Annotated in this window: 9 protein-coding genes and 1 pseudogene; 8 read left to right on the top strand and 2 right to left on the bottom strand. The window is 61.7% G+C overall.

Annotation, left to right across the window (positions count from 1 at the left end):
• Positions 1–515 (top strand): isochorismatase family protein (locus FY112_RS03890; protein ID WP_151517745.1); only part of this gene is annotated, 515 nt, incomplete at its 5' end.
• Positions 512–1,522 carry a GlxA family transcriptional regulator gene (locus tag FY112_RS03885; protein WP_131643271.1) on the top strand — a complete coding sequence of 337 codons (1,011 nt, stop codon included), beginning with the start codon at positions 512–514 and terminating at the stop codon, positions 1,520–1,522. The genes FY112_RS03890 and FY112_RS03885, both read left to right, overlap by 4 nt.
• Here FY112_RS03885 and FY112_RS03880 read toward each other — a convergent pair.
• Positions 1,517–2,344, bottom strand: coding sequence for a carbohydrate-binding protein (locus FY112_RS03880; RefSeq protein WP_131643272.1), 828 nt, complete (start codon positions 2,342–2,344; stop codon positions 1,517–1,519). The two genes, FY112_RS03885 and FY112_RS03880, sit on opposite strands and share 6 nt — an antisense overlap.
• Before the next feature lie 124 nt (positions 2,345–2,468).
• Entirely contained in the window at positions 2,469–4,265 is a 1,797-nt protein-coding gene (locus FY112_RS03875) for a heparinase II/III family protein (RefSeq protein WP_151517744.1), read from the bottom strand.
• Positions 4,266–4,396: 131 nt separating this feature from the next.
• On the opposite strand from FY112_RS03875, the gene FY112_RS03870 reads away from it, so the two are divergent.
• The 6 genes and pseudogenes from FY112_RS03870 to FY112_RS03845 all read left to right on the top strand — a co-directional run.
• Complete coding sequence (locus FY112_RS03870; RefSeq protein ID WP_151517743.1) at positions 4,397–5,383, top strand: sugar ABC transporter permease; 987 nt, start codon at positions 4,397–4,399, stop codon at positions 5,381–5,383.
• A complete protein-coding gene (locus FY112_RS03865) occupies positions 5,380–6,216 on the top strand; it encodes a carbohydrate ABC transporter permease (protein ID WP_003562853.1) in 837 nt (278 codons plus the stop codon). Before FY112_RS03870 ends, FY112_RS03865 begins: the two co-directional genes overlap by 4 nt.
• A 4-nt stretch (positions 6,217–6,220) precedes the next feature.
• On the top strand, positions 6,221–7,393 hold the full coding sequence (locus FY112_RS03860; protein ID WP_151517742.1) for a glycoside hydrolase family 88 protein: 1,173 nt from the start codon (positions 6,221–6,223) through the stop codon (positions 7,391–7,393).
• Between the two features lie 15 nt (positions 7,394–7,408).
• On the top strand, positions 7,409–8,518 hold the full coding sequence (gene ugpC, locus FY112_RS03855; protein WP_151517741.1) for a sn-glycerol-3-phosphate ABC transporter ATP-binding protein UgpC: 1,110 nt from the start codon (positions 7,409–7,411) through the stop codon (positions 8,516–8,518).
• A 20-nt stretch (positions 8,519–8,538) separates the two neighbouring features.
• A complete protein-coding gene (locus FY112_RS03850; RefSeq protein WP_151517740.1) occupies positions 8,539–9,267 on the top strand; it encodes a YesL family protein in 729 nt (242 codons plus the stop codon).
• Positions 9,268–9,303: 36 nt separating this feature from the next.
• Positions 9,304–9,473 (top strand): annotated as a pseudogene (locus tag FY112_RS03845) (sugar ABC transporter substrate-binding protein); the annotation flags it as partial.

The raw sequence follows: 9,473 nt of genomic DNA, 5'->3' as shown, positions 1-9,473 counted from the left end.
GACACCGCGTTTATTGGGATGAAAACCTCGCTTCCGCCTATATCGATCGTCAGCAGGCTCTGATCGATGGCGCGGAAGCCGATGGAATACCCGTCATCCAGATCTTCCATGTCGATGAAAACGGGCCGTTTTCGGAAGCATCCGGGTTCGTCAGCACACTCGCCCCGCTCAGGATCGCCCCCAAGGCGACGTTCAGGACGAGGCGCCATAGCGCCCTGCTTGGTTCCGGTCTCGACGTGTGGCTGACCGAGAATGGCGTCCGTCGTATCCTCGTCTCCGGCATCCGCACCGAACAGTGCTGCGAGACCACGACCCGCCATGCCTCGGATCTCGGCTATCAAGTCGACTATGTCGGCGAAGCGACCCTGACCTTTCCGATGACCGACGCCGCAGGACGCACCTGGAGCGCCTGGGAAATCCGGGACCGGACCGAGCTGGTCCTGGCGGGCCGCTTCGCTCGGATCGCGACCGTCGAACAGGCCCTGGCGGGGAGCGGAAAGGCTCTCGCCGCATGACCGACGCCGCGCAGCCCTTCGATATTCCTGTCTTCGTCGTCGTGCCGCCGCGCTTGCTGCTGCTCGACGTCGCCGGCCCGATCGAAGTGCTGCGCAAGGCGAATCTCGAACAGCGCACAGTGCGTTTTACCGTCACCTATATCGGCCCATCGCCGACGGTCGGCAGCTCGATCGGGCTTGCCGTTACGGGCGTCGCCGCGCTACCCGAGCGCTTGCCCGATGCCGCGCTTGTCGTCATTGCCGGCAGCGCCGATGCCCCGATGGAAAATAACCGCCCGTGGGACGAACAGGAGCGTGCCGACCAGGCTGCCATCGTCGCATGGCTGAAGCGCGCCATTCGCCCGGGAATTCGTCTGGTCTCGATCTGCTCGGGGGCATTGCTCGCTGCCGAGGCAGGCATGCTCGACGGCCGCGATTGCACCACCCACCACGCCTGCATAGAGGATCTGGCAAGGCTCGCCCCAACCGCGCGCGTCCGGGACAACAGGCTCTATGTCGAGGATGGAGATCGCCTCACGAGCGCCGGCATCACTGCCGGCATAGACCTTATGCTGCATATCGTTGCCGAAGCGGCGGGGCACGCGTGTGCACTTGCGGTGGCGCGATATCTTGTCGTCTATCTCAGGCGCGGCGGCTCGGATCCGCAGCTTTCGCCCTGGCTTGAAGGTCGCAACCATATTCACCCGGTCATTCACCGCGCGCAGGATGCGGTGGTCGCCAACCCCTCTCAGGATTGGTCGGTGGCGTCCCTCGCGCGCCTCAGCGGTGCCAGCCCGCGCAACCTTTCACGGCTGTTCAACGGGCAGACGGGCATGAGCGTGACGGATTTCGTCAACCTTATGCGCGTGGCTCTTGCCCGCGAGATGCTCGCTGGTTCACGGCTGGACATGGAGGCCGTCGCGATGCGCGCCGGCTTCGGCTCGGCGCGGCAGCTCCGCCGCGCCTGGAACCGTCTGAATGACGGCCCGCCGAGCGCGGCACGATCGAGGCTAACTACAGGCTCATAGCGCGATAGAAAGAGCGGACGGCTTGAGGTCGGCGCCTTGCACCTCCGTTCCCCAGATTTCGATCTGGGTCAGCGCCGGATAGGGCGAGGCGTCCTCGGCCTTGATCAGGCCGTGCAGTTCCACCCACTCGACGACACAGGGCTCTATGGGAAAGCCCTGGGCGGCGCCCGATTTTACCAGCGGAAAACAGGAGGTCTTGCCGTTCGAGAAAGTGACGCTGGCCTCTTCCCACCAGGAATCATGTGGAAAGTCGGCCCGAAGATAGAAAACGATCTCGTCGATCCTGACTGACCTGCCGAATTCCACCGTCAGTGCTGCTTGCGGATCGCGATTGATGCCCCAGCTCGTATAGGGCCAAAAGCCGTGGTCATCGTTGGCCTTTTCGCCGTCGATCGCGTTGCGCGCGGCAAAGACCGCTTCGCCCCGGGTCTCGACATTGGCGCGCGCATGCGGAAACAGAGCCCGATTGGCGTGATCGTCCCAGGGGTTCAGGGCGAGATTGCGTCGATGGGTAATCTCATCAGGGCGTGTGCTTCGCGCTGAAAGCCGGTGGATATCGCCCCTGAAGGCATTCGGCGAATAGGGCTTGCGTTTGTCGCCGAAGGGAACGGCGAGCGAATAGGCGCATTCCTTCATATAGACCAGGCCGGGTTGGATCGCGCCATCAAGGGAGAGGAAGACGTGCCCAGGCTCGGAGACCTCCACGACCACGCGATCGCCTTCGCGATAGCTCTGGCGATAGACCAGGAACGTCTCGTCCCGGCCTGTGGAACGCGCCAGCACCACCCCATCGGCATCCACGATCTTCAGTGTCAATTCCATGCTCGCCCTCCCCAGAGCATGACGCCGAAAACTGTGAGCGATTTTCGGACGACATCATGCTCTAACTCTTTAATTTAGAACCGGATTCAGACTTTAAGCCGACCCGGCCTAAAATCATCCTGTTCTAGACGATCCGCAATCTCAGCAGCCTGCCGGCAAACGGCACGCGTAGCCGGTAGATTTTCTCGGGCCAGGCCGATCTCAGCCGGGCGTCGTCCACGACGATCTCGTCGATTTCGATCTCGCCGGCGCCGTCGACGAAAATGCTGCCGAGATCTGCCAGATCGATCCTGTCCGGGCTGACGGTCGGCGCCAGGCATGTCATCAGCGACAGGACCGCCGGCTTGCCCCCGTCATAGGTGTCGACGATCTCGACATGGCGGTCGCGCAGCAGCGAAGCGACGCGCCGATAGCTGTGCAACTGCGCTTCGGGGGGATAGGCGCCTGAAATATCGAGCGATATGCGCGCGCTCCCTTCGTCGAACCCGACCTCGACATCGCGCGCGCCAAAGGCTTCGCCGGCGGACTGCATGACGCCTGCGAATGTCGGCAGGTTGTGGAAAGCCGACTGCATCGTCCATATCTCGTAGCGCCGCGCCGAAAAGGTCTTTGCAGTATAGGTCTCGACGCCGACATCAATCAGGAACGGACGTCCGTTCTTGTAAAGCGTCACGCTCCCGACATCGTTGTGATTGTGGCCCTCGCCATTGTTGCCGCCCTTGACGGCAAGCGAAAACTGCTCGTCGCGGGCGATGAACAGGCCGATGCCGGGATAGAAGATATCGCGCCCGGACAAAGGACGCGGCGGGGCGGCAGCGGGAAGCGTCGGGCCGACCAGCAGCTCCTGCACGCGATACCAGAGGTTCCATTCCCCCGGCAGGTGCGGATTGTCGGACGCGGCCCTGTCGGCTGCCGCGAACTCAGCCAGCATCTCAGAGCCGACCGCCTGTCCGAACAGGTATTCCCGCGCGCTGCAGGGGTCGACCACCGCGGAAGAATCCGCGAAATTGAAATAGTAACGGTCGGCCACATGCATGTGAGCGATATATTCAGCCATGTTGCGGATCTTCGGCTGTTGCCAAAATTGGCCGAACAGGCCCGGCGCCACCGTATCCAGGATGGTCAAAGCACCATGCAGGCAGAGTGCGGCGTGACGGTAATAGAGTACGCCCTCCTCGCAGGCGCCGTCCTCGGCATAGTCCTTGAGGAAGGCGTCGAGGCTGCCGAGCGCCTTTTTGACGACGGCGTGACGCGTGGGCTGACTTGTTTTCAGGGAGAAGACCGTCAACAGCACGTTCTGGCTTATCCATGCCGTCCAGTTGTTCATCCGCTCTTCGCCGCGACCCATCCACCAGAAATGTCGGCCGAGATAGGGCGAAAAGATGCGGATCTCGATCTCGCGCTCCACGCGTGCCGCAATCTCGGGGCTGATGCCGCCGAGCTCGTCGCGAAGCAATGCGACGATGGTGGCAAGCAGGGCGGCCGTTTCGGCGGCGAAGAGATCGACGACCGGCTGCGAATTGTCGGGAAGCGACAAGCGTGCGCCGCTTCGTTCATAGGCGTTATGCGCCGGAAGCTGCCAGCCGCTTTCCTCCGCGATCAGGAAGATGCCGTCGACGATCTTCGGCAGGAAGCGCGCCTTGCCTTCGACAAGTTCGCCGAGCACCAGATCGTTGAGCATCCGGCGCCGCGTGAAATAAAGCTCCTCGAAGCGCGCGCGGTTGCCTGTCGCGGTGAACTCCCGGTAATCCGACGCCGTAATCAACGGCCAGGCGCGCGCAAACGTCTCTTCGGCCTCGCCAATGACCAGCTCCCGTACCGCCTGCGGCACGGAGTTCCATCTAGGTCGATCGGAGCCCACCACCCCGGGCGTGAAATCGCCCAGCACATCCGGCAGCTCCTTTGAAATCTCGCTGAACATGTCCCTCCCCGCATTGGAAAAGCATCGATGAGCGCTTGGTCCTCATGCTCACCTATCATATGTGTTTTGTGCTTTCCATAAAATTCGTATGACCTATTCAGAACTTGTTTGACCAATACCGGATATGTGCTATGTGGTTGCGGGAGGAAGAGGAGGCATCGGTGTCCATATCGAATTCGGTCATCGCGGCGGATGGCGCTCCGGCAACTTCTCGCCGGAAGGCTGCGGTCTTGTCTAAGCGCCAGCGCAGGATGCGCAGCGCGCTCGTCGCCTATTCCTTCATTGCCCCGAATTTCATCGGCTTTGCCGTCTTCACGCTCGGCCCGATCCTGTTCGCCTTCGCGCTCGCCTTCATGCATTGGGACGGCTCGAATGCGATCACATTCGCCGGGCTGGACAATTTCTGGCGGCTCTTCGAGGACAAGGCCTTTATCGCGGCGTTCTGGAACACGGTGATCTACACGGTCGCCTCCGTGCCGGCGACGCTCATCTGCGCGCTCGGCCTCGCCGTTCTCCTCAACCAGAAGATCGCCGGGCGCGACTTCTTCCGCACGGCGATGTTCTTTCCCTATGTCGCTTCGCTGGTGGCCGTCGCGGTCGTCTGGAACATGATCTTCAATCCCGAGATGGGACCGGTGAACATGATCCTCTACACGCTCGGCCTCGACCCGAAGAACATGCCGGGATGGGCGGCCGATCGCCACTGGGCGATGGTGACGGTGATCCTCTTCGGCATCTGGAAGAACATGGGCTATTACATGGTCATCTATCTGGCCGGCCTGCAGGGCATCAATTCGGAACTCTATGAGGCCGCCGATCTCGATGGCGCCAATGCCTGGCAGAAGTTCATCCATGTCACCGTGCCGCAGCTCGGGCCGACGACCTTCTTCGTCACCGTGATGCTGACGATCCAGTCCTTCAAGGTGTTCGACCAGATCTACATGATCACCCAGGGCGGGCCTGGCACCTCGACGCTCGTCCTCGTCTACCACATCTACAACGAGGCCTTCATTTCCTGGGATCTCGGCTATTCGAGCATGGTTTCGCTCGTGCTGTTCTTCCTCGTGCTCGCCGTCACCGTCTTCCAGTTCCGGCGCCAGAGGGAGGACGAGGCATGAGGATCGCAGGACGCAAGGTGACCGTCAGATCGGTCGCGATCTACGCCATCGTCATCGCCGTCACGCTCATCATGCTGATGCCTTTTGCCTGGATGCTTTCGGCATCACTGAAGCTCAGCCGCGACGTCTTCGCCTTCCCGATCGAGTGGATACCGTCCGAGCCGCAATGGCATAACTACGTCGATATCTGGACGAAGATCCCGCTTGCGCTGTTCATCTACAACACGTCGAAGCTGACGATCATCGTCACGCTGCTGCAGCTTTTGACCTCCAGCTTTGCCGCCTACGCCTTCGCCAAGCTGAATTTCCCCTACAAGAACACCTTGTTCCTCGGCTACATCGCCACCATCGCCATGCCCTGGCAGGTCTATATGGTGCCGCAATTCCTGCTGATGCGCGAATTCGGCCTCAACAACACGCATCTGGCGCTGATCTGCCTGCAGGCCTTCACCGCTTTCGGCGTCTTCCTGATGCGGCAGTTCTACATGTCGATCCCGACCGAACTCTGCGAGGCGGCCCGCATCGACGGCATGAACGAGTACCAGATCTGGGCGCGCATCATGCTACCCCTGTCGAAGCCCGCGCTCTCGACGCTGACGATCTTCACCTTCGTCACCACCTGGAACGATTTTCTCGGGCCGATGATCTATCTGACCAAGACCGAGCTGAAGACCGTCCAGATCGGCCTGCGCATGTTCATCTCGCAGTATTCGGCCGAATACGGGCTCATCATGGCGGCCTCCGTCGTCGCCCTCATTCCGGTTCTCGTCGTCTTCCTCTCTCTCCAGCGCTTCTTCGTCGAGGGCATCGCCTCGACGGGACTGAAGGGTTAAATCCATGAACGCCGTCTCGTCCGTCGCCCCGCAGCCGATCACCGACCCGGAGGTCACAGCCGCGCTCGATCTTGCCGTCGGGCAGATCAGACGCAACCTCCCCCAGTTCACCCATGCCTCGAAGAACCATTCAAGCGTCGGAAATTTCTATCCCGCCGTGGCGAACGACCAATGGACCGCGGGTTTCTGGCCCGGCGAGCTATGGCTCGCTTTCGAGCATAGCGGCGAGGCGGTTTTCCGGCATGCCGCGCAGGTCCAGGTCCAGTCGTTCCTGCATCGGATCGTGAACCGCATCGAGACCGACCATCACGACATGGGCTTTCTCTATTCGCCCTCCTGCATTGCCGCCTGGAAGCTCGTCGGAGACGAGGATGGCCGCAAGGCCGCCTTGCTCGCCGCCGACCAGTTGATCGAGCGTTTCCAGCCCATCGGCCAGTTCATCCAGGCCTGGGGCCGCAAGGGGGTGGCGGAAGAATACCGCTACATCATCGACTGCCTGCTGAACCTGCCGCTTCTCTACTGGGCGAGCCGCGAGACCGGCGATCCGAAATACCGCGAGATCGCTCTCATTCACGCCCGCACCACGCTCGCCAACTCGGTTCGGCCGGACGATTCCACCTATCACACCTTCTACATGGACCCGGTCACCGGAGCGCCGGTGCGCGGCGCCACCAAGCAGGGTTACAAAGACGACAGCGCCTGGGCGCGCGGACAGGCCTGGGCAATCGCTGGAATGGCGCTCTCCTATCGCTATGAGCGGATCGAGGAATATCGCCAGACCTTCGACCGGCTGCTCGCCTTCTATCTCAACCGGCTGCCTGCCGACATGGTGCCCTATTGGGATCTCGTCTTTTCGGACGGCGACGGCGAGCCGCGCGATAGCTCGTCGGCGTCGATCACCGCCTGCGGCCTCCTGGAGATGGCCGATCTCGCCGAGCCGGAACGGGCAGCACGCTATCGCATGCTGGCGCGGCGCATGATGAAGAGCCTTGCGGATCATTATGCGGTCAAGGATCCCGCCGTCTCCAACGGCCTGGTGCTGCACGCCACCTATTCGAAGAAATCGCCGTTCAACACCTGCCGCGGCGAGGGTGTCGATGAATGCGTCTCCTGGGGAGATTATTATTACATGGAAGCTTTGACGCGCCTTTCGCGCAGCTGGTCTTCCTATTGGTGAATTCAGGAGAACCCGATGGCCAGCATTTCGCTTAAAGAGCTGAACAAGAGCTACGGTGCGCTCACCGTCGTCCACGACATCGACCTCGAGATCGCCGACAAGGAATTCATCATTCTGGTCGGCCCGTCGGGCTGCGGCAAATCGACGACGCTGCGGATGATCGCCGGCCTCGAGGAAATATCGGGAGGAGAGCTCAAGATCGGCGGCGACGTCATGAATGACGTCCCTTCCAAGGATCGGGATATCGCCATGGTCTTCCAGAATTATGCGCTCTATCCGCATATGACCGTCTACAAGAACATGGCTTTCGGGTTGCAGCTCAGGAAGGTGTCGCGCGACTTCATCGATGCCCAGGTGCAGGACGCCGCCAGGATCCTCGACATCAGCCATCTCCTGAACCGCAAGCCGAAGGCGCTTTCGGGCGGGCAGCGCCAGCGCGTCGCGCTCGGCCGCGCCATGGTGCGCAATCCGGCGGTCTTCCTTCTCGACGAACCGCTTTCCAATCTCGACGCCAAGCTGCGCGGCACGATGCGCTCGGAAATCACCAAGCTGCACAAGCGCCTCAACGCCACCTTCATCTACGTCACCCATGACCAGGTGGAAGCCATGACCATGGCGGACCGGATCGTCGTCATGAAGGACGGGCACATCCAGCAGGTGGATACGCCGCAGAACCTCTATGACCGCCCCGTCAACATGTTCGTCGCCGGCTTCATCGGCGCGCCGCAGATGAACATGCTGCCCTCGACCATTCTGCGCCGGGGCGACGGCTACATCGCCGTCTTCGACGGTCGGGAACTGCCGCTTCCTGCCCATTTCGACAAAAGCAGGATCGCCCCCTACGAGGGCCGCGAACTGGTGCTTGGCATCCGTCCGGAGAATTTCCACGAGCTGCCGCCGGCCGACATCGCGCCCGAGAACCTGGCGCCTCTCAAGGCGGTCGTGGAACTTGCCGAACCGATGGGATCGGAAGTGCACCTGAACATGGTAGCAGGCGGTCGCAATCTGATCGCCCGTGTCTCGCCGCGCTGCCGGCCTGATATCGGCGAGGAGGCAGCGCTGGTTGCCGATATGACCAATGCGCAGCTGTTCGACAAGGAAACGGAACGCTCGATTTTATACTGAGACGCCTGCGGGAGACGGCTATGCAGTGGTTGCGGGACATGTGGACGAGGGAGGGACCGGGCATTCCGAAGGATGCGCCGAAGAGGACCGGCCTTGCCCTGTTCGCCGAGATCCTCGTCCGCGAGTGGTGGGAGATGGTCAAGCTGAACATCCTCTTCATCCTGGCGGCCCTCTTCGTCGTGACGCTGCCGGCAGCCCTCGCCGCCATGGCCAGGGTCTCGGTGGCCCTCGTGGAAGATCGCAACACCTATCTGCTGCGGGACTTCACGGAAGCCTTTCTGCGCTACTTCTGGCGCGCCACCGCCTGGGGCCTGGCGTTGTGCGGAGCCCTCGCAATCGGCCTCTATGCGATCGTCACCTATGCCGCAGGCGCACGCGACAATCTGTTGCTCAGCGCACCGCTGACGATCGCCCTCGTCGCCACCGCCTATGTCGCGGTTCTCGCCTGCCATCTCGTCGTTTTGATGGTGATGCGTGATCTGCCGGCTCTTAGGCTGCTGCGCCTGGCCGCGCTCGCCTCCGTCATCCGTCCGCTCCCGGCGCTCGCCGCACTCGCCTTTACCGCCGGCCTCTGGCTGGCGCACATCCTCTTCTATCCGGTTTCGGTGTTCATGCCGGCAACCTTCAATTTTTCACTCGGAATGTTCGCCGTCGCATTCGGCGTCCATCGGGCGGCGGTGATGGTTCTAGACCTGCCAAACGCAACACAGCCGCACCGCGAACCGCATACGAGACGCTTCATAAAATAAACTGATCCAGAGATGATCCAGGGAAGGAGAACGGGAATGTATTTGGATAAATTCGGGGGGACGATGAAACTTGCCGTGGCAGGTGTCACCTTGGCGGCGATGACGGCCGGGGCAGCGCTTGCCCAGGACGCCGTGACGCTCAAATGGGCTTTGTGGGATTGGGACAAGACCGCCTATTACAAGCCTCTGATCGAGGCCTATCAGGC

It is taken from the genome of Rhizobium sp. PEPV16, from assembly GCF_008919455.1.
GTDB classification, from domain to species: domain Bacteria; phylum Pseudomonadota; class Alphaproteobacteria; order Rhizobiales; family Rhizobiaceae; genus Rhizobium; species Rhizobium leguminosarum_Q.
The sequence above is the reverse complement of the archived record's forward strand: the minus strand, read 5'-3'. Positions and strand labels throughout refer to the sequence as shown.